General features: G+C 61.5%; 22 protein-coding genes. 13 read left to right on the top strand and 9 right to left on the bottom strand.

The genetic code is table 11. From position 1 onward, the window contains the following. The first annotated feature begins 130 nt into the window (after window positions 1-130). From ribH to IFT47_RS18260, 7 genes are all read left to right on the top strand, one after another. Complete coding sequence (gene ribH / locus IFT47_RS18290; RefSeq protein WP_037017809.1) at window positions 131-607, top strand: 6,7-dimethyl-8-ribityllumazine synthase; 477 nt, start codon at window positions 131-133, stop codon at window positions 605-607. Continuing rightward, a complete protein-coding gene (gene nusB, locus IFT47_RS18285; protein ID WP_192173800.1) occupies window positions 604-1,104 on the top strand; it encodes a transcription antitermination factor NusB in 501 nt (166 codons plus the stop codon). The genes ribH and nusB overlap by 4 nt, the downstream gene beginning before the upstream one ends. Before the next feature lie 37 nt (window positions 1,105-1,141). After that, window positions 1,142-2,107: a thiamine-phosphate kinase gene (thiL, locus tag IFT47_RS18280; RefSeq protein ID WP_192173799.1), complete on the top strand. Its 966-nt coding sequence runs from the start codon at window positions 1,142-1,144 to the stop codon at window positions 2,105-2,107. After that, window positions 2,104-2,613 (top strand): phosphatidylglycerophosphatase A family protein, encoded by a 510-nt coding sequence (locus IFT47_RS18275; RefSeq protein WP_122536850.1) that lies wholly within the window; start codon window positions 2,104-2,106, stop codon window positions 2,611-2,613. Before thiL ends, IFT47_RS18275 begins: the two co-directional genes overlap by 4 nt. 56 nt (window positions 2,614-2,669) lie before the next feature. Further along, window positions 2,670-3,416 carry a substrate-binding periplasmic protein gene (locus tag IFT47_RS18270; RefSeq protein ID WP_407073247.1) on the top strand — a complete coding sequence of 249 codons (747 nt, stop codon included), beginning with the start codon at window positions 2,670-2,672 and terminating at the stop codon, window positions 3,414-3,416. Between the two features lie 106 nt (window positions 3,417-3,522). Further along, on the top strand, window positions 3,523-4,140 hold the full coding sequence (ribA, locus tag IFT47_RS18265; protein ID WP_192173797.1) for a GTP cyclohydrolase II: 618 nt from the start codon (window positions 3,523-3,525) through the stop codon (window positions 4,138-4,140). Window positions 4,141-4,186: 46 nt separating this feature from the next. Beyond that, the gene (locus IFT47_RS18260) at window positions 4,187-4,984 is read left to right on the top strand and encodes a cobalamin-binding protein (RefSeq protein WP_192173796.1); all 798 of its coding nucleotides are present in this window, start codon (window positions 4,187-4,189) and stop codon (window positions 4,982-4,984) included. 17 nt (window positions 4,985-5,001) lie between these two features. Here the strand turns inward: IFT47_RS18260 and IFT47_RS18255 are convergent, their stop codons facing one another. The 7 genes from IFT47_RS18255 to IFT47_RS18225 form a co-directional block, all read right to left on the bottom strand. Beyond that, window positions 5,002-6,885: a TonB-dependent receptor domain-containing protein gene (locus IFT47_RS18255; RefSeq protein ID WP_192173795.1), complete on the bottom strand. Its 1,884-nt coding sequence runs from the start codon at window positions 6,883-6,885 to the stop codon at window positions 5,002-5,004. Between the two features lie 573 nt (window positions 6,886-7,458). Beyond that, a complete protein-coding gene (gene dxs, locus IFT47_RS18250) occupies window positions 7,459-9,348 on the bottom strand; it encodes a 1-deoxy-D-xylulose-5-phosphate synthase (protein ID WP_192173794.1) in 1,890 nt (629 codons plus the stop codon). Between the two features lie 192 nt (window positions 9,349-9,540). Further along, the gene (gene ispA / locus IFT47_RS18245; RefSeq protein ID WP_192173793.1) at window positions 9,541-10,428 is read right to left on the bottom strand and encodes a (2E,6E)-farnesyl diphosphate synthase; all 888 of its coding nucleotides are present in this window, start codon (window positions 10,426-10,428) and stop codon (window positions 9,541-9,543) included. Next, the gene (locus tag IFT47_RS18240; protein ID WP_062384761.1) at window positions 10,425-10,667 is read right to left on the bottom strand and encodes an exodeoxyribonuclease VII small subunit; all 243 of its coding nucleotides are present in this window, start codon (window positions 10,665-10,667) and stop codon (window positions 10,425-10,427) included. The genes ispA and IFT47_RS18240 overlap by 4 nt, the downstream gene beginning before the upstream one ends. Before the next feature lie 378 nt (window positions 10,668-11,045). After that, window positions 11,046-11,699, bottom strand: coding sequence for an oxygen-insensitive NAD(P)H nitroreductase (gene nfsB, locus IFT47_RS18235; protein WP_192173792.1), 654 nt, complete (start codon window positions 11,697-11,699; stop codon window positions 11,046-11,048). A gap of 28 nt (window positions 11,700-11,727) precedes the next feature. After that, complete coding sequence (locus IFT47_RS18230; RefSeq protein WP_192173791.1) at window positions 11,728-12,915, bottom strand: L-dopachrome tautomerase-related protein; 1,188 nt, start codon at window positions 12,913-12,915, stop codon at window positions 11,728-11,730. 56 nt (window positions 12,916-12,971) lie between these two features. Beyond that, window positions 12,972-13,979 (bottom strand): zinc-binding alcohol dehydrogenase family protein, encoded by a 1,008-nt coding sequence (locus tag IFT47_RS18225; protein ID WP_192173790.1) that lies wholly within the window; start codon window positions 13,977-13,979, stop codon window positions 12,972-12,974. 117 nt (window positions 13,980-14,096) lie between these two features. Between IFT47_RS18225 and IFT47_RS18220 the strand changes: the two genes are divergently transcribed. Next, window positions 14,097-15,002, top strand: a complete 906-nt coding sequence (locus tag IFT47_RS18220; RefSeq protein ID WP_074893178.1) for a LysR family transcriptional regulator — start codon at window positions 14,097-14,099, stop codon at window positions 15,000-15,002. A 294-nt stretch (window positions 15,003-15,296) separates the two neighbouring features. Here the strand turns inward: IFT47_RS18220 and IFT47_RS18215 are convergent, their stop codons facing one another. Together IFT47_RS18215 and IFT47_RS18210 are read right to left on the bottom strand one after the other, a co-directional pair. Then, the gene (locus tag IFT47_RS18215; RefSeq protein WP_192173789.1) at window positions 15,297-17,081 is read right to left on the bottom strand and encodes an IlvD/Edd family dehydratase; all 1,785 of its coding nucleotides are present in this window, start codon (window positions 17,079-17,081) and stop codon (window positions 15,297-15,299) included. A 48-nt stretch (window positions 17,082-17,129) separates the two neighbouring features. Continuing rightward, entirely contained in the window at window positions 17,130-18,305 is a 1,176-nt protein-coding gene (locus tag IFT47_RS18210; RefSeq protein WP_192173788.1) for a fumarylacetoacetate hydrolase family protein, read from the bottom strand. Window positions 18,306-18,426: 121 nt separating this feature from the next. On the opposite strand from IFT47_RS18210, the gene IFT47_RS18205 reads away from it, so the two are divergent. The 5 genes from IFT47_RS18205 to IFT47_RS18185 all read left to right on the top strand — a co-directional run bounded on the left by IFT47_RS18205 (window position 18,427) and on the right by IFT47_RS18185 (window position 23,607). Then, window positions 18,427-19,368, top strand: coding sequence for a LysR family transcriptional regulator (locus tag IFT47_RS18205; RefSeq protein ID WP_192173787.1), 942 nt, complete (start codon window positions 18,427-18,429; stop codon window positions 19,366-19,368). Window positions 19,369-19,502: 134 nt separating this feature from the next. Continuing rightward, window positions 19,503-20,888: an MFS transporter gene (locus tag IFT47_RS18200; RefSeq protein ID WP_192173786.1), complete on the top strand. Its 1,386-nt coding sequence runs from the start codon at window positions 19,503-19,505 to the stop codon at window positions 20,886-20,888. Window positions 20,889-21,243: 355 nt separating this feature from the next. Next, entirely contained in the window at window positions 21,244-21,996 is a 753-nt protein-coding gene (locus IFT47_RS18195) for a maleate cis-trans isomerase family protein (RefSeq protein ID WP_342345382.1), read from the top strand. Window positions 21,997-22,054: 58 nt separating this feature from the next. After that, complete coding sequence (locus tag IFT47_RS18190; RefSeq protein ID WP_192173785.1) at window positions 22,055-22,936, top strand: LysR family transcriptional regulator; 882 nt, start codon at window positions 22,055-22,057, stop codon at window positions 22,934-22,936. Window positions 22,937-22,989: 53 nt separating this feature from the next. Beyond that, window positions 22,990-23,607 carry a LysE family translocator gene (locus IFT47_RS18185; RefSeq protein WP_192173784.1) on the top strand — a complete coding sequence of 206 codons (618 nt, stop codon included), beginning with the start codon at window positions 22,990-22,992 and terminating at the stop codon, window positions 23,605-23,607. The last annotated feature ends 149 nt before the right edge of the window (window positions 23,608-23,756 follow it).

Below are 23,756 nucleotides of genomic sequence, written 5' to 3'. Positions count from 1 at the left end.
GCCCCGACAGCGTTCAGCCGTGGGTGGTTCTGGTCCCTGCAGTCGCCCATTCGTGGCCTAAAATCCCTGAAAGCGCGCGCCCGATGCGCGCTTTCATGCTCTTTAATACGAGAACACGAGACTCAGCCGAATGACCCTGAAGACCATCGAAGGTACCTTCATCGCCCCCCAAGGTCGCTATGCCCTGGTGGTTGGCCGCTTCAACAGCTTCGTCGTCGAAAGCCTGGTGAGCGGTGCCGTTGATGCCCTGGTTCGCCATGGCGTGAGCGAAAGCGACATCACCATCATCCGCGCACCGGGCGCGTTCGAAATCCCGCTGGTCGTGCAGAAGGTCGCTCAACGCAGCGAATTCGCCGCCATCATCGCCCTCGGCGCCGTCATTCGTGGCGGCACCCCGCACTTCGAATACGTCGCTGGCGAATGCACCAAGGGCCTGTCCCAGGTGTCCATGGAGTTCGGCGTACCGGTCGCGTTCGGCGTCCTGACTGTCGATTCCATCGAGCAGGCGATCGAGCGTTCCGGCACCAAGGCCGGCAACAAAGGCGCTGAAGCTGCCTTGTCCGCCATCGAGATGGTCAGCCTGTTGGCGCAGTTGGAGGCCAAGTGATTAACGACGAAAGCGATCAGTTCAACCCGCGTGATCCACGTGCGGCAGACGCTGGCAAGCCATCGAAAAGCGAAAAGCGTCGTGCCGCTCGCCAGATGGCGATGCAGGCCCTTTACCAGCGCCACATGGCTGGCCAGTCGCTGAACGAAATCGAAGCACAATTTCGCGTCGACAATGACTTCACCTCCGTCGATGCCGCTTACTTCCACGACATCCTCCACGGTGTTCCGGGCAATCAGGACAAGATCGACGCAGCGCTGGCGCCATGTCTGGACCTGACCATCGACGAGCTGGACCCGGTTGAGCTGGCGGTTCTGCGTCTGTCGACCTGGGAGCTGCTGGAGCGCGTCGACGTGCCGTACCGCGTGGTCATCAACGAAGGTATCGAGCTGGCGAAAGTCTACGGTTCGACCGACGGCCACAAGTTCGTCAACGGCGTGCTCGACAAGCTGGCTCCGCGTCTGCGCGAAGTCGAAGTGAAGGCGCACAAGCGCTGAGGCTTCTGGGTTTCTCCAGAACCTGAGCGTCTCCGCCATGGGCGAGTTCGAGCTGATCCGCAATTACTTTGCCGCCGCGCCCTGCGCGCGGCCCGGCGAAGGCGTTGCCTTGGGGATCGGCGACGACTGCGCCCTGTTGTCGGTGGCCGCTGGCGAGCAACTCGCCGTCTCCACTGACACGCTGGTCGCCGGGGTGCATTTCCCCGACGTCTGCGATCCTTTTCTGCTCGGCCAGCGCGCTCTCGGCGTGTCGGCCAGCGACCTGGCTGCCATGGGCGCCAGTCCTCTCGCTTTTACCCTTGCTCTGACCCTGCCGCAGGTTTCCGCCGACTGGCTGGAAGCGTTCGCCCGTGGTTTGAACACCATGGCCCAAGGCTGCGGCCTGCGCCTGATCGGTGGCGACACCACGCGCGGGCCGTTCAGCCTGACGGTCACCGTTTTCGGCACGGTCCCCAACGGGCAGGCCCTGACCAGAAGCGGCGCACGGCCCGGCGATTTGTTGTGCGTGGGCGGTCCGCTGGGCGACGCGGCCGGAGCGCTGCCGTTGGTGTTGAACCAGCGCAGCACCGAGGCGTCTACCACTCAGGCCTTGCTGGCGCGTTACTGGTCGCCGCAGCCGCAGTTCGAGCTGGGCATCGCGTTGCGCGGCAAGGCCAGCGCGGCGCTGGACATCTCTGACGGACTGCTCGCCGACTGCGGACATATCGCCACCGCCTCGGGCGTGCGCTTGCTCGTTGAGCGCGAAAAAGTGCCGATGTCTGACGCGCTGCTGAGTTTTTTCGGGCCTGATGCGGCGTTGAATGCGGCGCTCAGTGGGGGCGATGACTACAGACTGGCTTTCACGTTGCCGCCATCATGGCTGGCTGAACTGCAGGCCGCCGGCTTGCCTGTTTTCGTTCTGGGTCGGGTGGTCGAAGGCCACGGCGTGGCGCTGATCGACGCACTTGGGCAGGACGTCACCCCGTTGATTCGGGGCTATCAACATTTTCAGGAGACACGGTGACAGATCATCCTAATCAGGTCCCGGCGGAGAACGTTCCTCCGTCCGTTTGGACCAATCCGTGGCATTTCCTGGCCTTCGGCTTCGGCTCCGGCACATTGCCCAAAGCGCCCGGCACATGGGGCTCAATGGTCGCAGTGCCGTTTATTCCCCTGTGGCAGATGCTGCCGGACTGGGGCTACTGGCTGGTGCTCGGCCTGACGATACTGTTCGGCTTCTGGCTGTGCGGCAAAGTGGCGGACGACCTGCGCGTTCACGACCATGAAGGCATCGTCTGGGACGAGATGGTCGGGATGTGGATCACTTTGTGGCTGGTACCTGAAGGCTGGCCTTGGCTGCTGGTGGGTTTTCTGGTGTTCCGCTTTTTCGACATCCTCAAGCCTTGGCCCATTCACTGGATCGACAAGCACGTGCACGGCGGCGTCGGCATCATGCTGGATGATGTCCTGGCCGGTGTGTTCGCATGGCTGGCGATGCAAGGGCTGGTCTGGCTGTGGGCCGTGATGTAGGGGCTACGCTCATGAGGCGTTCAGGGGTGGGATGGCTGCTCGCTGTGTGGTTGCTGATGACAAGTGTCTGGGCGACTGCCGATGGGGCAACTCCTGCGCCGATGTCTGACAAGCCTAATGACATCCAGCTGGTCAGCGAGCACTGGATTGGTTACACCGAAACCGACGGCACGGGGCTGGGTTGGGATTTGATGCGGGAGATCTTCGAGCCGGCCGGCGTCAGGGTTGAGCAGCGCATCGAGCCGTACACCCGCGCGGTCGGGCTGGTGCAGCGGGGCGAGGCCGACGCGTGGATTGCCGCCTACAAGGATGAGGTCGAGGGCACGCTCTACTCGAAGTGGAACTACGACACCGACGAGATTTACACGCTGGGTCTGGCCTCCAAACCGCTTCCTACTCTGCAGACGCTGGGCAAATACCGTTTGGCCTGGGTGCGTGGCTACGAGTATCAGCACTATCTGCCCAACGTGACGCACTTCAACGAGGTCGCCCGGCGCGATCACATTCTGCCGATGCTCGAATACGGGCGCGCGGATCTGTATATCGATGCCAAACCGGAAATGGACTTCGTCCTCGCCCAAAGCGACGATCCTCAGCGTTATCGGCTGACCTATCTCACCTCCATTCCTTTGTACCTCAGCTTTGCTGATACCCCGCGAGGGCACGCGCTGCGGGATCTGTTTGACGTACGGATGGGCGAACTTGTGCACAGCGGCAAGCTGCGGCCGATCTTTGCACGCTGGAAGCATGCGTATCCGTTCGATACAGACGGTCGTCAATCCGGCAATGACGCTGCCCACTGATCAAACTTGTTGATCTGATTGGCCGACAATTCAGCCTAAGCGTCTGCCGGAACCTGCTGTTACAATGTTGCGAATTTCCAACCCTCATACTGATCAGGAGCACCCGGTGCCCGTCGTATTTGTCGCGGCTTCCAAGCTGCCTACCCCTTTTGCCACTTTCAAGATGAACGGCTTTCTCGAGCAGGAAAACGGTCGCGAGCATGTCGTGCTGACCCTCGGCGATGTGTCAGACGGGGCCCCGGTACTCGGCCGTGTGCATTCCGAATGCCTGACCGGTGATGCGCTGTTCAGTCAGCGATGCGACTGCGGTTCCCAGCTTGAGGCGGCGTTGCGCGCCATCGCCGCCGAAGGCCGCGGCGTGCTGTTGTACCTGCGCCAGGAAGGCCGCGGCATAGGCTTGATGAATAAGATCCGCGCGTATGAATTGCAGGACGGCGGTGCCGACACCGTTGAAGCGAACGAGCGTCTGGGCTTCGCCGCTGACCAGCGTGATTACGGCATTTGCCTGCCGATGCTGGAGCATCTGGGCATCCAGTCCCTGCGTTTGATGACCAATAACCCCCGCAAAGTCAAAGCGCTGACAGACATGGGCATCACTGTCGCCGAGCGTGTGCCGCTGCACACCGGCCACAATCCGCACAATAAGCTCTATCTGGCGACCAAGGCCGGCAAGCTGGGTCACATGATGGGTAACGAGCATCAGAGCGAAGTCGATCCGGCGTGATGCTTTGCAGTCTGCGCCGTCGTCTGGCGCAGGCTGGACGCGCTTGATGCGCCGCTGGGTTGCCTTTCTCCTGTTGCTGGTTGCTTTTCAGGCCGGCGCTGCGCAGCGGGTCGTTAGCCTCGCACCCTCTCTTACTGAAATTGTTATCGAACTGGATGCCGCCGATCTGCTGGTCGGTGTGGTCGACGGCGGTCCACGTCCGACAAAGGTGGCACGCCTGCCTTCGGTGGGTCGCTACGGGCAGCTCGACATCGAGCGCCTGCTCAGTTTGCAGCCCGATCTTTTGCTGCTATGGCCCGGCAGCGTCAGTGCAACCCAGCGCGACCAACTGAGGCGCCTGAATATTCCTACCTACACCGCCGAGCCTCACACGCTGAAAGAACTGGCTGATCAGATCGAGCAGATGGGCGAACGCCTTGGCCTCGCCGATCGTGGACGACAAGTAGCGGGGGATTTCCGTCAGCGATTGGCCGGATTGCGTGAGCGTTATCGCCGCGATGTCTCGCTGAGAGTCTTTTACCAAGTGTGGGATCAGCCGCTTTACACCGTAGGCGGCGGCCAGATCATCAGCGATGCACTGACCGTCTGCGGCGCACGCAACGTGTTTGAAGACCTGACCCTGCCGGCGCCGCAGGTGAGTATCGAGTCAGTGCTGCAGCGAGATCCGGACGTGATTCTCGCCAGCGACGCTGCATTGTTGCCGGCATGGAAAAGCTGGTCGCAGTTGAAGGCCGTAAAAGCCGGTCGCCTTTTTGCCGTGCCCGATAAAGGCTTCGAACGAGCAAGCGGGCAGATGGTGGAAGCGGTGGCGAAGGTGTGCAGCGTAATAGCGCCGGAACGCTGAACAGTCGGGCTGCAAATCTACAGCTCAGGCGTCCAGGTCACGCCAAACATCCACGTTCGAGCCTCTTCGCGATAGCCGTAGTTGCTGCCATCAAAACTGTACAGCGTGCGGCTGTAGCGTTTGTCCAGGGCGTTATCCAGTTTGAACTCAAGCTTCACTTCGTCGCTGGCTTTCCAGCTGCTGCGCAATCCAAACAACGAATAGCCGCCGATGTGCTGGGTGTTGGCCTCGTCGTTGTAGCTGTCGCTGACGGCCTGCCAACTGGCGCCGACACCGAGGCGATCGAACTGCCGATCAAGATCGAGGTTCAGGGTGCGGCGAGCGCGACGGTTGAGCGTGTGCCCAGTGTCACGGTCACGCGGGTCGATGACCGACGCGCCGAGCTTGCCGGTCCAGCCGAACAATTGCTGCTCAAGGGACGCTTCGACACCCTTGATCCGTGCCGAGCCGATGTTTTGGGGGCGAAAGTCGCTGTCGAGGGCAATCGCGTCCTGCAGATCAGTGCGATACAGCGAGGCCTCAAGGCGGGCGGTTTCGCTCAGGCGACTGCGCCATTGCAGCTCGTAGCTTTTGGAGTGCTCGGGTTTGAGATTCGGGTTGCTGAAGTCCGGGTAATACAGGTCGTTGAACGTCGGCGCGCGGAAGCCTTCGCTGTAGGACAGCAGCACGTCGTTGGCGTCATTGAGCGGAACGGTGAGGGTGCCGCTCCAGGTGTTCTGGCTGCCGAACTGCTCGTTCTGATCATGGCGCAGGCCGAGCTCGGTCGAGAAGTGCTCGCCTTTGAAACGATGCTGGATGAACGCCGCGCGGTTCCAGCGGCTGTCCTCGTCGAACGGCGTGCTGCTGTTGACGCGGTCTTCGTACCAGTCGGCTCCCAGCATCAGGCTGTTGCGCTCGTCCAGGGTCAGGTCGTTCTGCCAATTGAACGAGTCGCGGTAGGTGTTGAACTCGTAGTGATCGTTGCTCAGCTTATCCAGCGTCTTTTCGCGATTCTCGCTGTGGCCCAGCTCCAGACGGGTTTTCCAGGTCTGGTTGATGCGGGCGTCGACGTAGGTGCCGAGGCTGCTCAGGTCAAACTTGCTGTATTGCTGCTGACCCACCGTGTTGAACGTGACCGGGTCGAACAGACCGAACGGGTTGTCGAACTCGGTCTTGCCCCGATTATCCAGAGCGTTGAGGCCCATTTCCACGTCGTCGCTGAGCCAGTGGCTGAGGTTCAGGCTCAGGGATTTATTGCGGTAGGCGTCGTGATCGTCATCGCTGGAGAAGGACGGGCCGGTGCGGTCGATGCCTGCCGTTTCATCCAGGCTGGTGCTGAGGTTGAAATGCGTTTGCTGATCACCGCCCGACACGCCGAGGCTCTGCTGCTGCGTGCCTCGATTGCCGAAACTCGTATGCAGGCGGGCCTGGAGGCCTTGCTCGGCGCCCCGTCGAGTGAAGATCTGAATCACCCCGCCAATGGCGTCTGCGCCGTAGATGACCGAGCGTGATCCGCGCAGCACTTCCACTCGCTCGATCTGCTCGACGTTGAGGTATTGCAGGTTACTGTCCGCCGACGTCGCATTGGCAATGCGCTGCCCATCGACCAGCACCAGGCTCTGCGCAGCTTTGGTCCCGCGAATGAAAATCCCCGGCAAACTGCCCCGGCCGCCGCTGGGCGCCACTTGCACGCCGGGCACGCGACTCAGCAGGTCAGTGACGCTGCTGGGTTGCAGCCGCTCGATGTCGGCACGGGTGAATACGGTGCTCGCCGCAGTGCTGGCATCACGCTGCTCGACTTGGCGATTGGCGCTGATCACCACGCTGTCCAGCTTCAAGGCGCTTTCGCGATCAGGCTGATCGGCGAAGGCTTGGGTGGCGGGGATGAGGGAGAAGGCGAGCGCGAGGCGGGAAAGGGTCATGTTCTATACAAGTAGGCTGTCTGACACCCCTGGCCCCAGTGGGAGCGAGCTTGCTCGCGAATGCCGGGTTACAGGCGATGAAGATACGTTAAATGGGCAGACCTCTTCGTGAGCAAGCTCACTCCCACAGGGTTCGCGTTTGTCAGCTGATTGCGGTGTACAACCACAGCAGGACAGTCTCACGCCCCCCATCGCCCGGACAATGCCAGAGATGGACCTGCTGAAAAATTAACTGTGGGAGCGAGCTTGCTCGCGAATGCTGAGTGTCAGGCGATGAAGATGTGTCGAAGGCACGAACGTCTTCGTGAGCAAGCTCACTCCCACAGGGTTCGCGTTCGTCAGCTGATTGCGGTGTACAACCACAGCAGGACAGTCTCACGCCTCCCATCGCCAGGACAATGCCAGAGATGGACCTGCTGAAAAATTAACTGTGGGAGCGAGCTTGCTCGCGAATGCTGAGTGTCAGGCGATGAAGATGTGTCGAAGGCACAAACGTTTTCGTGAGCAAGCTCACTCTCACAAGTTTGCGGAATGACCCGGTCGCTCGGCCATCCCGCTTACGCCTGTAACTGTCTACATCTTCAGCAGGCGCTGGTTGATCGACGCTTCGATCCCGGCAGCATCCAGCCCGCACTCCGCCAGCATCTGCGCGGGTTTGGCGTGTTCGACGTACACATCCGGCAGGCCCAGATGCAGCACCGACTTGAGAATGTTCTCTCGCGCCAGGAACTCGCTGACCGCCGCACCGGCACCGCCCATGATGGCGTTTTCTTCGACGGTCACGAGCAAGTCGTGGCTGCCGGCCATTTCGCGCACCAGTGCCTCGTCCAGCGGTTTGACGAAACGCATGTCGACCACGGTCGCGTCGAGCTTTTCCGCCACGATCAGCGCTTCGGTCAACTGCACGCCAAACACCAGCATCGCGACTTTGCTGCCTTGACGACGAACCACGCCTTTGCCGATTTCCAGCGGTTCGAGACTGCTCTCGATCACGGCATTGGGGCCGTTGCCGCGTGGGTAACGCACGGCGGCGGGGCCTTTGAACAGGTGACCGGTGGTGAGCATCTTGCGCAGTTCGTTTTCATCGCTCGGCGTCATGACCAGCATGCCGGGGATGCAACGCAGGTACGACAGATCAAAACTGCCGGCATGGGTCGGGCCGTCTTCGCCCACCAGACCGGCGCGGTCGATGGCGAACAGCACGTCCAGATTCTGCACCGCGACGTCATGAATCAGCTGGTCGTAACCACGCTGCAGGAACGTCGAGTAAATCGCCACGACCGGCTTGGCGCCTTCGCAGGCCATGCCCGCTGCCAGCGTCACCGCGTGCTGCTCGGCGATGGCAACGTCGAAATAGCGCTCCGGGAAACGTTCACTGAACGCAACCAGATCCGAGCCTTCTTTCATGGCAGGCGTGATGCCCACCAGACGCTCGTCCGCTTCGGCCATGTCGCACAGCCACTGGCCGAACACGCCGGAATACTTGGGACCGCCGGCTTTCTTGGGCACGACCGGTGCGTTGAGTGGATCAAGCTTGGTGATCGCGTGATAACCGATCGGGTCGACCTCGGCCGGTGCGAAGCCTTTGCCTTTCTTGGTGACCACGTGCAGGAACTGCGGACCCTTGAGGTCGCGCATGTTGCGCAGGGTGGCGATCAGGATAGGCAGGTCGTGACCATCGATCGGGCCGATGTAGTTCCAGCCGAGTTCTTCGAACAGCGTGCCGGGCACCAGCATGCCTTTGGCGTATTCCTCGGTACGACGGGCGATTTCCCACGCGCCGGGCAGACGCGACAGCACTTTCTTGCTGCCTTCGCGCATGCTCGTGTACGTGCGGCTTGAGAGAATTTTCGCCAGATAATTCGACAGCCCGCCGACGTTGCGCGAGATCGACATGTCGTTGTCGTTGAGGATTACCAGCATGTCGGCGCTGACTTCGGGCGCGTGGTTCAGCGCCTCGAAGGCCATGCCGGCAGTGAGTGCGCCGTCGCCGATCACGGCAATGGACTTGCGCTCACTGCCTTGCAGCCGGGAGGCGATCGCCATGCCCAGCGCGGCGCTGATGGAGGTGCTGGAGTGACCGACGCCAAAGGTGTCGTATTCGCTCTCGCTGCGACGCGGGAATGCCGCCACGCCGCCTTTCTGGCGCAGGGTCGACATCTGCTCGCGACGACCCGTGAGGATCTTGTGCGGGTACGCCTGATGACCGACGTCCCAGACCAGCCGGTCGTCGGGGGTATCGAAGACGTAGTGCAAGGCCACGGTCAGTTCGATGACGCCGAGGCCGGCGCCGAAGTGGCCGCCGGTCTGGCCAACGGTGTAGAGCAGCTCCAGGCGCAGTTCATCAGCCAGGGCTTCAAGCTCTGCTTCACCTAAGCGGCGCAGGCCGTCCGGCGTCGCTGCCTTGTCGAGCAGCGGCGTGGACGGGCGCTCGCGGGGAATCTCTTTGAACGTCGTGGGCATCAGGCGAATCGTTATAAGTAAAAGAGGCGGCAGTTTACCTGATGCATTACCGGCTGCGCACGATGTGCAGCAACGCGATGTTCAGGAGAAACGATTGCCGGCGAAATGGGGCAGCGGCAGCAAGGCCGCTCACGCCCGATAAGTCCTATGACCTGCGCTTGGTTGCGGGGTTCGACTCGTTGCGGGCTTCGACTAGTTGCGGCGTTCGACGATATAACGCGCCAACGCGCGCAAGGGCTCCGCAGCCTCATCGAACGGTCGCAGCGCCACAAGGGCCTGATCGCGCAATTCAAGTGCGTAATGTTTGGCTTCTTCCAGACCCAGCAGCGCGGGGTAGGTCGGCTTGTCCCGGGCAATATCGGCGCCCTGGCGTTTGCCCAGCGTGGCGGTATCGCTTTCGACGTCCAGAATGTCGTCCTGGACCTGAAAAGCCAGACCGATGGCGCGGGCGTAAATCTGCAGCGAATCGAGTTGAACCTGGGTTGCGTTGCCGCTGGCCAGAGCGCCAAGCCTGACGCTGGCTTCGATCAGTGCGCCGGTCTTGTGCCGGTGCATGAATTCCAGCGCTTTCTGGTCGAGCTTGAGCCCGACCGAGCCGAGATCGATGGCCTGTCCGCCGACCATGCCGGCAGGGCCGGATGCACGGGCAAGGGTGGCGACCATTTTCAGTCGGGTGTCAGCGTTCTGCGGGGTGAGTGGGTTATCGCTCAGCACGCTGAAAGCAAGGGTCTGCAGACCGTCGCCGGCGAGAATCGCGCAGGCTTCGTCAAAGGCTTTGTGGGTGGTGGGCAGGCCGCGACGTAAATCGTCGTCGTCCATGGCTGGCAGGTCGTCGTGCACCAGCGAGTACGCATGGATCAGCTCGACGGCGCAGGCCGCGCCGTTAGCGTGCTCGGCGTTGCCGCCCAAGGCTTCGCAGGCGGCGTAAACCAGCAGCGGGCGCACGCGCTTGCCGCCATTGGTGACGCTGTAGCGCATGGCGGCGTAAAGGCGGGTCAATTCAGGGGCGGGCGCATCGAACAGCGTCTCCAGCGCCGCATTGACGCGAGCCTGGCTGAGTGCCTGATACGCCGCGATCATTCCGGCTGTTCCGCGTCAAATGGCTCTTCGGCCAATTCGCCGTCGCGTTCCAGCAAGACCTGCACTTTCTGCTCGGCCTGGGCCAGCGCGCTCTGGCACTCGCGGGTCAGGCGGATGCCTTGCTCGAAGGCGGTCAGTGAGTCTTCCAGCGACAGCTCACCGTTCTCCAGACGCTCGACGAGCGTTTGCAAATCCGTGAGGGACTGTTCGAAATCCAGTGCAGCTTTCTTGCGGGCCATGGCGGCTATCCCGGTAGACGTTAAACCGGCGCGACACTAGCAGAGCGCACGCATCGGGGCAAATGAGAAGGGGGTGCAGGTGACGGCTGCTGCCCCTGAGTCAGGCCGCAGGGCTAATGTGGGAGTCGAGCTTGCTCGCGAATAGGCCGGGACAGTCGCTAAACCTTCAGCGGCTGTCATGCCGTCTTCGCGAGCAAGCTCCGCTCCCACACGTTCATAATCTGCGGCCAACACTCGCGAGGCAGATGCAATTCTCGTGGGAGCGAGCTTGCTCGCGAATAGGCCGGGACATCCGATAAATCTTCAGCGGCTGAACGACCGTCTTCGTCCGGATGCGGCCCAGAGCAAGCTCACTCCTACCGGTGGGTGCGGCAAGGGTTAAAGGAAGGTAAACACCGTCTCGGCCGGCAGGCGCGATTTCGGCAGTTTGGCGTTGAAATCGCTGTCGCTGCGGTAGCCCAGGCTGACCACGACCAGGCTGGTGAAACCCTTGTCGCGCAGGCCCAATCCTTCGTCGAGCTTCTTGAAATCGAAGCCTTCCATCGGTGTCGCGTCCAGGCCCAACGATGCAGCGCCCAGCAGCAAGGTGCCCAGCGCCAGGTAGGTTTGCTTTTCCATCCAGTGCTGCACGTCCTTCTGATCGTATTTGTGCATGTTCACGTAACCGCGACGGGTTTTGTCCTGACCGGCTTTGGCCTCGTCATTGGCAAAACGTCCGTCAGCCGCCTCCTGGGCCAGCACGGCTTGCAGGTGCGATTCCGGCATTTCAGTGCAAGTGCAGAGCACGATCACATGGGAGGCGTTGAGCATCTTCGCTTCGTTATAGGCAAAACTACCCTCCGCCGACTTGGCCACGCGCGCTTTGCCCTGCTCATCGGAGGCGACGATGAAGTGCCATGGCTGCGAGTTCACCGATGACGGGCTGTGACGCAGTTGCTCCAGCAACTCGTGGATCGTCTCCTGCGGGATCTTGCGTGAGGCGTCGTAGGCTTTCGTGGTGTAGCGCGATTTTGCCAGTGCGGTCAGTTGCATGATGAATCTCCGAAATTGGAAAACGGAATCAGCGGGTCGGTGCAGGCGCGGCGTCGATCTTCACCCGCAGCAGGCTGTAGGGTTTTTCGCGCAGATCCCTGCCATCGTGGAAACCGGCCTGGCGCTGCAGCTGGTTGGCGGTGAAATACAGGTAGCCATCCGGCCCGACCGACAAGGTGTCCGGCCACAGCACGCGAGGGTCGTGAACGATGGTCTGCCAACTGCCGTCGGCCAGGCGTTTGCGGATGCCGTTGTGTTCGTAGTCGCCGGCGTAGACCGCGCCGTTGGCATCGGCTTCCAGACCGTCCGACGCGCCTTTTTCGCCGAGATCTTTGACCGCAGCGTTCAGTTGCGCCTCGCTCACACTTGCATCACGCAGCATCCCGGTAGGCACTGCATACAGGTGGCGACTGGAAAGCGCGCTGAAATACAGTGTCTTGCCGTCAGGGGACAGGGCGATGCCATCAGACGCAACGGCCATGGTTTTTGGCTTGCCGTCTGGGCCTTTGCTGACCAGTGCGGTTTGGCCTTCGACGACCGGTTTGAAGTCAGAATCGGCCGAAGTGGATTTTGCGCCGCTCAAGCGACGGGTCGCCTTGCCGCTGGCGATGTCCATGACAATGATCGCGCCAGGCCCGGAGACCGACGAATCCGTCACGTAAACCGTGCCTTCCTTGCCGCTGCGGAAATCAAAGCGCATGTCATTGACGTAGGTGCTCGGCAGGATGACGTTTGCCGGGAAGACCAGGGTTTTGACCACCTTGTTACTGGCCAGATCAACCGCCACCAGCTTGGCGCCGCCGGCTTTTGGCGCGGCGAAATTCGGTGCGGCGGTGTCCAGTAACCAGACGCGGCCCTGACCGTCGGCGACCACGCTCTGCACACTGATCAGCCCTGTGGCCGGGTTTTTGGGGTCTTCCTTGTTGATGGCGGCATCGGGGTAGGCGACGACTTTGCCGTCACGAATCTCACCCACGGTAAACGGCACGTCGTCGCCCCAGTGCGGGAAGTTGACGAAGATGCGCCCGGTTTCTGTCACGGTCACGCCGGTGGGCATGGCGTCGTGGAAGGTGAACACCTGCTCCAGCTGACCGATGGTTTTTTCCGCCGGTGCATTGGCGGGTAGCGCGGTGGTTGCGATCGTGGCGGCGATGCCGGTCTGGCTGATCAAAGCGACTGAGAGTGCCAGCGCCGACACCATCATGTTCTGTCTCATGGACACAAACGACTCCCGGCCTGCCGCAGCAGGCCATTCAAATAATGGAAACAGGTTCAGAAACCTTCGAGAACGATCTTGCCCTTGGCCTTGCCGCTTTCGATCACGGCGTGGGCGCGGCGCAGGTTTTCAGCATTGATTGCGCCGAAGTGCTCACCGAGGGTGGTCTTCAGTACGCCCTGGTCGATCAGATCGGCGACGCGATTGAGCAGTTCATGTTGGGCGATCATGTCCGGCGTTTCGTACAGCGAGCGGGTGAACATCAGTTCCCAGTGCAGCGACAGGGCCTTGCGTTTCATCGGCACGACGTCCAGGGATTTCGGGTCATCGATCAGCGCCAACTGGCCTTGTGGTTTGAGGGCCTCGATCAGCTGCGTGAAGTACGAATCGGTGTGGGTCAGGCTGGCGACATGGCTCACCTGGCCGACGCCGATCTGGTTCAGCTGCTCGACCAGCGGCTGGCTGTGATCGATGACGTGGTGGGCGCCCAGGCTTTCGACCCACTCGCGGGTTTCCGGACGGGACGCCGTGCCGATCACGGTCAGCTTGGTCAGTTGGCGGGCCAGTTGCACCAGAATCGAACCGACGCCGCCACCGGCACCGACGATCAGCAGACTGTCACCTTCGCCGCCGCCTTCTTCAACGCCCAGACGGTCAAACAGCAATTCCCAGGCGGTGATCGAGGTCAGCGGCAGCGCGGCGGCGTGGGCGTTGTCGAGTGTCTTGGGTTTGTGCCCGACGATGCGCTCATCCACAAGGTGGAATTCGCTGTAGCTGCCAGGGCGGGCGATGGAACCGGCGTAGAACACTTCGTCCCCGGCTTTGAATAGCGTGACGTCGCTGCCTGTTTCGCGAACAACCCCGACGGCGTCCCAGCCGACCACTTTGGGTTCCGTAGCGGCAGAGCCGGCGCGGATTTTTGTGTCCACCGGGTTCACCGAAATCGCTTTGACTTCGACCAGCAAATCCCGAGGGCCGGGCGTTGGCGTGGGCAGGTCCATGTCGAGCAGCGCATTGGGGTCTTCGATGGGCAGACCGTGTTGGGTGAAGGCGACGGCTTTCATGGCGATCTCTCTAAATGGGATGACAGAGGCGTATTGAAACGTTGGACCCATCTTGTTCTTGTTCGTCAGGCAGAAAAACCTGCAGAATCCGGCAACACTTTCACCGCTGGAGTGAAAATGATCCGCATCGACGACCTGACTCTGTTCGTTCGCACTGCCGCGCTGGGCAGCTTCTCCAATGCCGCGCGTGAGGTGGATCTGTTGCCGGGGCAAGTCGCGGCGGCCATCAAGCGCCTCGAACGCGAGCTGGATATTCGCCTGTTTGCCCGCTCGACGCGCAGCTTGCGTCTCACCGCTGAAGGCGAGCAGTACCTGCCGACCGCCCAGACGGTGCTCGATGCGTTACGGGATGGCCGGGAAAAGCTGCAGCGGGAAAGCGCTGAGCTGCAAGGCACGCTGCAGGTGGCGGCGCCGTCGGATCTGGGGCGAAACATGCTGCTGCCCTGGCTGACGGATTTTCGCAGCCAGCACCCGGCGCTGAATCTGCGCCTGTTTATCTCCGATCAAGTGGCCGATCTGTTTCGTGATCCGGTGGACGTCGCCATTCGCTACGGCGTGATCGAAGACGCGAACTACATTGCGTTGGCGCTGGCGCCATGGAATCGCCGGGTGCTGGTGGCATCGCCGGAGTACCTGGCGCGCAAGGGCCGTCCGATGGTGTCTGATGATTTGCTGCGCCATGAGTGCTTGCTGTTCACGCTGGCGGGGCGGGTGTACGACAAATGGCGGCTGGGCGGGCGAGTGTTTTCGGTGTCAGGCCCGTTGCTCACCGATGATGCTGATCTGGTGAGGCGCTGGGCGGTGGCGGGGCAGGGTGTGGCGTACAAGTCGTGGCTGGATGTCTGCGAGGACGTGCACGCCGGGCGGCTGGAGCTGTTGCTGCCGGATTACCCGGGCGAACCGACCCCGCTGAATCTGGTTTGCCCGCACCGCAAACAGTTTTCCCCGGCGGTGCAGCAGTTGCATTCGCTGTTGAAAAACCGCTTTGCGGGAATGGAGAAGGGGTTGCCGGCATTGTTGTGAGTATGAGTTGTGATCGTTCCCACGCTCCGCGTGGTAATGCCGCCCCTGACGCTCTGCGTCATCTGACGGCGGACGCGGAGCGTCCAGAATGCATTCCCACGCAGAGCGTGGGAACGATCAAGGTCTGTAGTGGATCCTGCGGTGCGCCACCAACTTGAGCGAACGCAAAATATGTGGGAGTGAGCTTGCTCACGAAGACGGGATTTCAACCGCTGAAGATTTGGTGGATGTACGGACGCCTTCGGGAGCAAGCTCCCTCCCACAAGTTATATGCCAGGCGATACATCTGCGGCGTTAATGGGAATGCCGTGGCTCTCCGCTTCGTGCGATGACCCGCAAATGCAAGGTCGCTGGCTCCAGACATCCGCCGGTGGACAACTGCCCCACCAACTGCCGATACAGCTCCTGCCACGGGGTTTGCGAGGCCGGCATCTTCGGTTCGAACAGCGCGCGGCGTTCGGCCATTTCCTCGTCGCTGACCAGCACATTAACGCTGCGGTTGTTCAGATCCACCCGCAGCCGGTCGTTGGTTTTCAGCAACGCAAGGCCACCGCCCACCGCCGCTTCGGGCGACATATTGAGGATCGAGGGACTGGCCGAGGTCCCGCTCTGCCGGCCATCGCCCAGGCACGGCAGCGAATCGATGCCCTGCTTGATCAGCGCAGACGGCGGCGCCATGTTCACCACTTCGGCGCTGCCGGGATAACCGACCGTACCTGCGCCACGGATCACCAGAATGCAGCGCTCGTCGATTTCCAGCGAAGGGTCGTTGATACGCGCGTGGTAGTCCTCCGGGCCCTCGAACACGATCGCTCGCGCCTCGAAGCTGTTCTCCGCGCCCGGCTCGGACAGATAGGTCTTGCGGAAGGCCTCGCCGACCACCGACATCTTCATGATCGCGCTGTCGAAAAAATTGCCGCTCAGCACGATAAAACCGGCGCGGTGTTTGAGCGGGTCTTCGTACGGACGGATCACGTCAGCGTCGTGGGCGACGGCGTTGCGCACGATGTCACCAATGGTTTTGCCGGAGACCGTGCCGCATTCTCCGTGCAGCTTGCCGGCCTTCTGCAGCTCGTGCATCACCGCTGGCACGCCGCCTGCGCGGTGAAAGCCTTCCCCCAGATACTTCCCGGCCGGCATGCAATTGACCAGCAACGGCACGTCTTCGCCGATGCGCTGCCAGTCGTCGAGGCTCAACTCGACGCCCATGTGCCGGGCGATGGCGATCAAGTGAGGCGGGCAGTTACTCGAAGCCCCCAGTGCTGAGGCCACCGCGATCGCGTTTTCAAACGCCTCGCGGGTCATGATCTGCGAGGGGCGCACGTCTTCGCGGACCAGATCGCAGATCCTCTTGCCGGTCATGTAGGCCATCTGCCCGCGTTCGCGGTACGCCGCCGGAATACTCGCGCAACCCGGCAGCGACATGCCCAGCGCCTCGGCCAGCGCGTTCATCGAAAGCGCGGTGCCCATGGTGTTGCAGTGGCCGACCGACGGCGACGCGGCGGTGGTCATTTCCATGAAGCCTTCGTAGTTGATCTCACCGGCCGACAGCAGATTGCGCGCATGCCAGAGCACCGTGCCGGAGCCGATCAGCTCGCCCTTGTGCCGACCGTCAAGCATCGGCCCGCCGGACAACACGATGGCCGGCAGGTCGGTGGTCGCCGCTGCCATCAGGCAGGCCGGGGTGGTTTTGTCGCAGCCGGTGGTGAGGACGACGCCATCCAGCGGGTAGCCGTGAAGAATTTCCACCAGCCCGAGGTACGCCAGGTTTCGGTCCAGGGCAGCGGTCGGACGGCGGGTCTGCTCGGCCATCGGGTGGACCGGAAACTCCATCGGAATCCCGCCTGCATCACGAATCCCGGCCTTGACCCGCTGGGCGAGTTCCAGGTGATGACGGTTGCAGGGCGCCAGATCAGAACCCGTCTGAGCGATGCCGATGATCGGTCGGCCCGATTGCAGCTCCTCGCGGGTCAGGCCGTAGTTCATGTAGCGCTCGACGTACAGCGCCGTCATGTCGGCGTGTTCCGGATCATCGAACCATTGCTGGCTGCGAAGGGGGCGTTTCGGCGTGTCGGACATGGTTCGGGTCTCTCTTGGAATTAGGTGTGCTGCGTAAGGTGTTCAGCGCTACAACAAACCGCGCACGGCGAGATTGCGTATCAACGCGCCGACGCCGAACGTCCACGGCGCCGCGTCACTGCTGTGGGTCACCTCATTGTGCAGGCCGCCGAACAGGCTGCTGCTGATACTGACCTGATCGCCCAGCTTGTGGGTGAAACCGCCACCGGCATGGTCGCGGTCGGCGGTCGGGGCGAAGAGGGTGCCGAGAAACAGCAGGAAGCCGTCCGGGTATTGATGGTTGGCGTTGAGCGCCTGGCCGGCGATGTCGGCCGGATCGCGGCTGATCTGCGACATCGAGCTTGAGCCTTTCATCACGTAACCGTCATCGCCTTTTACCTGCAGGTCGACGACGCAGTTGCGCACGTCATCGAGGGAGAAGGTTTCGTCGAACAGCCGAATGAACGGGCCGATCGAGCACGAGGCGTTGTTGTCCTTGGCCTTGCTCAACAGCAGCGCGCTGCGGCCTTCGAAGTCGCGCAAGTTGACGTCATTGCCCAGGGTTGCGCCGTGGATCTGCCCGCGACTGTTCACCGCCAGCACCACTTCCGGCTCGGGGTTGTTCCACTCCGATTTCGGATGAATACCCACTTGGCTGCCGCTGCCCACCGCCGCCAGCACGGGCGCTTTGGTGAAAATCTCGGCGTCCGGCCCGATGCCGACTTCAAGGTACTGCGACCACATGCCTTGCTCGATCAGCAGCGCCTTGAGTGTGCTCGCCTGTTCGGAGCCGGGCTTGATGTTGCGCAGGTTGTCGCCGATGGCGTTCTGCACGATCGCGCGCACGCTCTCCGCCTTGGCCGGATCGCCTGCCGCCTGTTCTTCGATCACCCGCTCGATCATGCTTGCGGCGAAGGTCACCCCTGCGGCCTTGATCACTTGCAGGTCCGCTGGCGCCAGCAGGTACGGTTTGTTGGGATCAGGCGTCGCGGTCGAATTCGCCAGCAGTTCTTCGAGGCTGGCGACACGTGTGCCCTGGGCTTCACGCACGGCGGCCAAAGGGGATTCCAGCTCCAGCAACTCACTTAACGTGGCGAAGCTCGACGAAAGATCAAACACCCCGTCGTTGCGCAGCACCACAGGCGATGGGCCGCTGACGTGTCCGGGCACCCACGCGCGACCGATCAACGTGCCATTGAGGCCGTCGGCGGGGAGGGTGTTTTCGGGAATGAGCTGGATGGGCATGGTGAAGTCCTCAACGCTTTTTATGATTTACGAACGACCCTAATCAGCACCGGCGATAAACTCCAATGACATCTGCTCAGTAATCGATAACACTGGGTTATCGCTCATCGAGGCATTCCTCATGTCAGACATTTCCTTTTCCACGGTCTGTAACTGGCTCAAGTTCAAGCATCTGGTGCTCATCGAAACCTTGGCGCGCACCCGCAACATGCACGCGGCGGCGCAGCACATGAACCTCAGCCAGCCGGCGGTGAGCAAAATGCTGCGGGAGATCGAACGGCTGCTGGGCTTTGATGTGTTCGAGCGCCTGCCGCGCAACATGCCGCCCACCGCCCTCGGCGAACATGTGGTGCGCTACGCACAGATCGCCCTGAATGACGCGAGCAAGTTCGTTGACCAAATCAGCAGCTTGCGCGAGGGCGGGCATGGCTTTCTGAAGGTGGGGGCGATCTTCGCGGCGACTGCGGTGGTGCTGCCGGAAGCTATCGTGCAGTTGAAACAGCGTTGGCCGCTGCTGTCGATCGAAGTGGTGGAGCAGACCAGCGACCACCTGATGGAAATGCTCGACGACAAGAAGCTCGACCTCGCGGTGGCGCGTTACACCAATGAAAACCAGCAGCAGGTGTACGACTTTCAGGCGTTGGCGCCGGAGCCGTTCTGCATGGTCGTCAACAGTCGCCATCCGCTGACCGAACTGGCACAGACGCCGCTGCAGGCGCTCGGAAACTGGCCATGGATTCTGTACCCGCTGGGCACGCCGATTCGCGCACGGATGGAGCAGGCGTTCGCCAAAGCTGGAATTCCCGTGCCGAAGAACACCATCGATACCATCTCGATGCAGACCTTTCTGCAAGTGCTGCAGGCAGGGCCGATGATCGCCATGTTGCCGGCTTCCATGGCGCAGCCGCATCTGGATTCCGGCCTGCTGAAAGTGCTGAACACGCCGCTGAAACTAGCGCCCCAGGATTACGGAATCCTCACCCGCCGAGGTGAGCCGTTGCTCGGGGCGGCGTCAGAATTTGCCGAAATTCTGCTGGCGAATGCGCAGCTGGCGCGTCAGTAAGCGATAACGCAGCGTTATCAATCAATGGAAACAAGTCATTATCCTAATCAACGCCGCTGTCAGTAACATCGCTCCGTGTTTCGACCCTCACATAACAACAATACAGGCGCCTCCGAGTGCCTGGAGGTCCCACCATGGAAACCGTTTCCCAGCGCCTGCCCGAGTCCTCGGGTCCCGGGCACGCCAGCTTTGAAGACCGCACCTACCGCAAAGTCATTCTGCGCATCCTTCCCGTCCTGCTCTTGTGTTACATGGCGGCGTATCTGGACCGCGTGAACATCGGCTTCGCCAAGCTGGACATGCTCAACGATCTGCAATTCAGCAACACCATCTATGCCCTCGGCGCGAGCATGTTCTTCTGGGGCTATTTCCTCTTCGAAGTCCCCAGCAACCTGTTGCTGCATCGCTTCGGCGCGCGGTTCTGGATCGCCCGGATCATGCTCACCTGGGCCATCGTATCCATGGCCGTCGCGTTTACCGTGCCGCTGGCGAAGTTTTTCCACATTGAGTCGGAAACCATGTTCTACGTGCTGCGCTTTCTGCTCGGCATCTGTGAAGCAGGCTTCTTTCCCGGCGTCATCCTTTACCTCAACTACTGGTTTCCTACCCGTCGGCAAAGCCGGGTGATGGCCGGTTTCCTCATGGCGATGCCGATCAGTCTGACGCTGGGCGGTGTGATTTCCGGCTGGTTGATGACCCGTATGCAGGGCGTCAACGGCATGGCCGGCTGGCAGTGGCTGCTGATCATCGAAGGCCTGCCTTCGGTGGTAATGGCCTTTGTGGTGCTGGCGTTCATGGCCAATAACATCGATGCGGCCAAATGGCTGTCGCCCCAGGAAAAGGCCATGCTCAAGGCCAACCTGGAGACCGACAGCAAAGGCAAGGCGACCAGTCTGCGCGAGGTGTTTTTCAACGGACGCGTGTGGCTGCTGGTGCTGATCCTGCTGACGTTTAATACCGGCTTCTACGGGCTGGCGTTCTGGATGCCGTCGATCATCAAAAGCGCCGGTGTTTCCAACCCGATGGACATTGGCCTGCTGACGGCCATTCCGTATGGCATCGCGGTGATCGCCATGACTCTCAACGCGCGGCACTCCAACAAGACCGGCGAGCGCCGCTGGCACGCCGCAATTCCGGCCATCATCGGCGGCATCGGCTTGATCCTCAGCGCCTACTTCGCCAGCAACGTGGTGCTGTCGATCATCTTCCTGAGCGTGTCCGCCTCCGGCGTGCTGAGCCTGATGCCGATCTACTGGACCCTGCCGGGCACCGTGCTGTCCGGCGTCGCGGCTGCTGCGGGAATCGGCATGATCAACGCCATCGGCAACCTGTCGGGCTTCACCGGCTCGATGATCACCGCCGTGGCAGAGAACCTGACGGGCAACATCAACAACGGCACCTACGTGCTGGGCGCCTGCTTGTTCATCAGCGCCGGACTGATTCTGTCCATCCCGCGGGCAATGTTGGGCAATCACAAGGCCGAAGCGCCTGCGCGGGGCGAGGTGCTTTCTCACGCGTAATCGGGATAGAGCGGACACACGCTTTTCCCTTTGGGAGATTCCCGGCGTCCAGACGTTCCACACTTTCGCGTAGTAACACGGTCCCTGTGGGAGTGAGCTTGCTCACGAAGACGGTATTTCAGTCGCCGAAGATTCAGCGGATGTTTCTGCCTCTTCGTCCGGATGTGGCCCAGACCAAGCTCGCTCCCACATGAACGGGTGCCAGCACTAATATCGTGCCCCGGTCATCCCTATCTTTTTGCCTGCCATCGCCAGCCGCGATGGCAGGCTCGCCATTGCCTGATATACGCAGCTCACCGTCACTCCTAGCATCGGTCGCACATGACCTCGCCGTCGGCGAAATGGAGAAGACCCTGTGAGAAACTTCCGGATTGGCCAGATCGTCCCCAGCTCAAACACCACCATGGAAACCGAGATCCCGGCGATGCTCACGTCGCGGTATTCCCTGTTTCCGGACGAGCGCTTCACTTTCCATTCCTCCCGCATGCGCATGATGAAAGTCAGCCCCGAAGAGCTGAAAAAGATGGACGTCGACAGCGACCGCTGCGCTCTGGAATTGAGCGATGCCCGGGTCGATGTCATGGCGTACGCCTGCCTGGTGGCAATCATGTGCCAGGGCGCCGGTTACCATAAAGTGTCGCAGGATCGTCTGAGTAAAACCGTTGCCAGCAATGCTTCCGACGCACCCGTGCTCAGCTCGGCCGGGGCGTTGATCGACAGCCTGCTTATGCTCGACTACAAGAAAATATCCATCATCACGCCCTACATGAAGCCACTCACCCAACAGGTCATCGACTACATCGAAGCGGCCGGCATCGAAGTGGTGGATGCCATCAGCCTGGAAGTCTCCGACAACCTTCAAGTCGGGCGCCTCGACCCAATGGATCTGGTTTCCCACGCCGACCGGCTCAACATCGGGCAAGCTGATGGAGTGGTGCTGTCGTGTTGCGTGCAGATGCCATCGCTGCCCGCCATCCAGGTCGTACAGGATCGGCTGGATAAGCCGGTTCTATCTGCGTCCGTGGCGACTGTCTATCAGATGCTCAAAACCCTTGGCCTCAAAGCGCAGGTTCCGAACGCCGGCCATCTGTTGTCGGGCGCGTTCTGAGGCGATGTCTGACGGGGTACTATGGCGGCCACTCAGGCCAGCACGCCCGGTACCCCACATGAAACTCGACCCTGTCTCGCTGCGCCTCTTCGTCAGCGTCGTTGAAGAAGGCACCATTGCTGCTGCCGCCAAGCGCGAACACATTGCGGCGGCGGCCGTCAGCAAGCGGCTCAGCGAACTGGAAGAGCTGCTCGATTCCCGGCTGCTCAACCGCACCAACAAAGGCATCACGCCGACCGACGCGGGGCTGTCGCTGTTGTTCATGGCCCGTAGCGCGCTGAACAACCTCAACGACATCGTCCTGCAGATGCGCGACTACTCCAACGGCACGCGCGGCTCGGTGCACGTGCTCGCCAACATCTCCGCGATCACCCAATTCCTGCCCGGCTTGATCAAATCGTTCATGGCGCTTTACCCGCTGATCAACATCAGCCTCGAAGAGCAGCAAAGCCTGGCGATCACCAAAGCCGTCGCCGAAAACCGCGCCGAGATCGGCATCTTCACGCGCCTGCCCCATGGCGCCGACATCGAAGTCTTCCCGTTCCGCACCGACCGCCTGGTGTTGATCGTGCCCAACGACCACCCGCTGGCAGGCCGCGAGTCAGTGCGCTTCAGCGACACCCTCGACCACGAATACGTCGCCCTGCGCAGCGGCACCCACCTGAATTTCCAGCTGATCAAAGCCGCCAACGACCTCGGCCGCTCCCTGAGAATCCGCATGGAAGTCGCCAGCTATGACGCCCTGAGCCTGATGGTTCAGGCAGGCGTGGGCATCGGCATCATGCCCGAAGGCAGCGTAGGGATTTACCGAATGGAGGGAGCGAAAGTGGTTCAGCTGGAAGAGGGATGGGCCAGTCGCGAACTCAACGTTTGCGTGAGGTCGCGGGCGGGGTTGTCGGTGGCGGGGGCGTTGTTTTTGAGGCATGTGTTGGCGGGGTGAGGTTGATCGCCGGTATTCTCGCCCCTACACACCTTAAGACAAGGAACGTTCACATGGTTAATTGGCCCGCCGTAACAGCTGTCTTCTCGGTCTACTGCGCTGGCGTGATCATCCCCGGCCCTAACTTCGTGGCTGTCGCGCACAAAGCGGTTTCTGCGACAACGGCTCACGCACTGATGCTGGTGGCGGGCATCGTGGTGGTGAATCTGTTCTGGGCGACGTGCGCCATCCTGGGCATTGGCGCAGTGTTTTCGCTGTTGCCGTGGCTGGCGTTCGTCGTCAAATGCCTCGGCGCGGGCTACCTCGTCTGGTTCGGCATGCGCCTGATATTCGCCTCCGGTAAACCTCCCGCCCTCAACGCCCGGGCCGGCGAGATGCCCAGCCTGCGAAGCGCCTTCAAACAGGGCGTCGCAACCAACATCGCCAACCCCAAGTCAGTCGCGTTTTACGCCGCGATCTTTTCCGCTGCCGCACCCAGCCATGTCGAGTTTGAAACCTTCGCGGCGATGCTGGCGATGGTCGGCCTCGTGTCGTCTGCCTGGTATGCACTGATCGCGACCGCGCTGTCACGGCCTCGGATTGCCGGGGCGTATGCCAGCAAGAAGAAGGCGATTGATCGGGTGTGCGGGGCGGTAATTGTGATGCTTGGGGTTAGGCAGATGAGTCGATGAAGACAAGCTGTTCTGGGTTTTACTCCCCCGTATTGGGATTTCTAACGCCATCCCGGCTAGAGCCTGGCCCACTGAATGCACGCGGTCAGTTAGTAGGACCGGCTTTAGCCGGGAAGGGGCCTGTCCAGACACCGAAAAGCTACCGGCAG

Source organism: Pseudomonas sp. CFBP 13711 (assembly GCF_014842265.1).
Taxonomy (GTDB): domain Bacteria; phylum Pseudomonadota; class Gammaproteobacteria; order Pseudomonadales; family Pseudomonadaceae; genus Aquipseudomonas.
This window is presented reverse-complemented; position numbering and strand designations above follow the sequence as displayed.

Coding starts and splice junctions, on each gene's coding strand:
- IFT47_RS18240 (WP_062384761.1), bottom strand. CDS start 10,667: ATGGCCCGCAAGAAAGCTGCACTGGATTTCGAACAGTCCCTCACGGAT.
- nfsB (WP_192173792.1), bottom strand. CDS start 11,699: ATGCAACTGACCGCACTGGCAAAATCGCGCTACACCACGAAAGCCTAC.
- IFT47_RS18230 (WP_192173791.1), bottom strand. CDS start 12,915: ATGAGACAGAACATGATGGTGTCGGCGCTGGCACTCTCAGTCGCTTTG.
- IFT47_RS18225 (WP_192173790.1), bottom strand. CDS start 13,979: ATGAAAGCCGTCGCCTTCACCCAACACGGTCTGCCCATCGAAGACCCC.
- IFT47_RS18215 (WP_192173789.1), bottom strand. CDS start 17,081: ATGTCCGACACGCCGAAACGCCCCCTTCGCAGCCAGCAATGGTTCGAT.
- IFT47_RS18190 (WP_192173785.1), top strand. CDS start 22,055: ATGAAACTCGACCCTGTCTCGCTGCGCCTCTTCGTCAGCGTCGTTGAA.
- IFT47_RS18220 (WP_074893178.1), top strand. CDS start 14,097: ATGATCCGCATCGACGACCTGACTCTGTTCGTTCGCACTGCCGCGCTG.
- dxs (WP_192173794.1), bottom strand. CDS start 9,348: ATGCCCACGACGTTCAAAGAGATTCCCCGCGAGCGCCCGTCCACGCCG.
- IFT47_RS18185 (WP_192173784.1), top strand. CDS start 22,990: ATGGTTAATTGGCCCGCCGTAACAGCTGTCTTCTCGGTCTACTGCGCT.
- IFT47_RS18270 (WP_407073247.1), top strand. CDS start 2,670: ATGACAAGTGTCTGGGCGACTGCCGATGGGGCAACTCCTGCGCCGATG.
- IFT47_RS18205 (WP_192173787.1), top strand. CDS start 18,427: ATGTCAGACATTTCCTTTTCCACGGTCTGTAACTGGCTCAAGTTCAAG.
- IFT47_RS18200 (WP_192173786.1), top strand. CDS start 19,503: ATGGAAACCGTTTCCCAGCGCCTGCCCGAGTCCTCGGGTCCCGGGCAC.
- thiL (WP_192173799.1), top strand. CDS start 1,142: ATGGGCGAGTTCGAGCTGATCCGCAATTACTTTGCCGCCGCGCCCTGC.
- IFT47_RS18210 (WP_192173788.1), bottom strand. CDS start 18,305: ATGCCCATCCAGCTCATTCCCGAAAACACCCTCCCCGCCGACGGCCTC.
- ispA (WP_192173793.1), bottom strand. CDS start 10,428: ATGATCGCGGCGTATCAGGCACTCAGCCAGGCTCGCGTCAATGCGGCG.
- IFT47_RS18255 (WP_192173795.1), bottom strand. CDS start 6,885: ATGACCCTTTCCCGCCTCGCGCTCGCCTTCTCCCTCATCCCCGCCACC.
- ribH (WP_037017809.1), top strand. CDS start 131: ATGACCCTGAAGACCATCGAAGGTACCTTCATCGCCCCCCAAGGTCGC.
- IFT47_RS18260 (WP_192173796.1), top strand. CDS start 4,187: ATGCGCCGCTGGGTTGCCTTTCTCCTGTTGCTGGTTGCTTTTCAGGCC.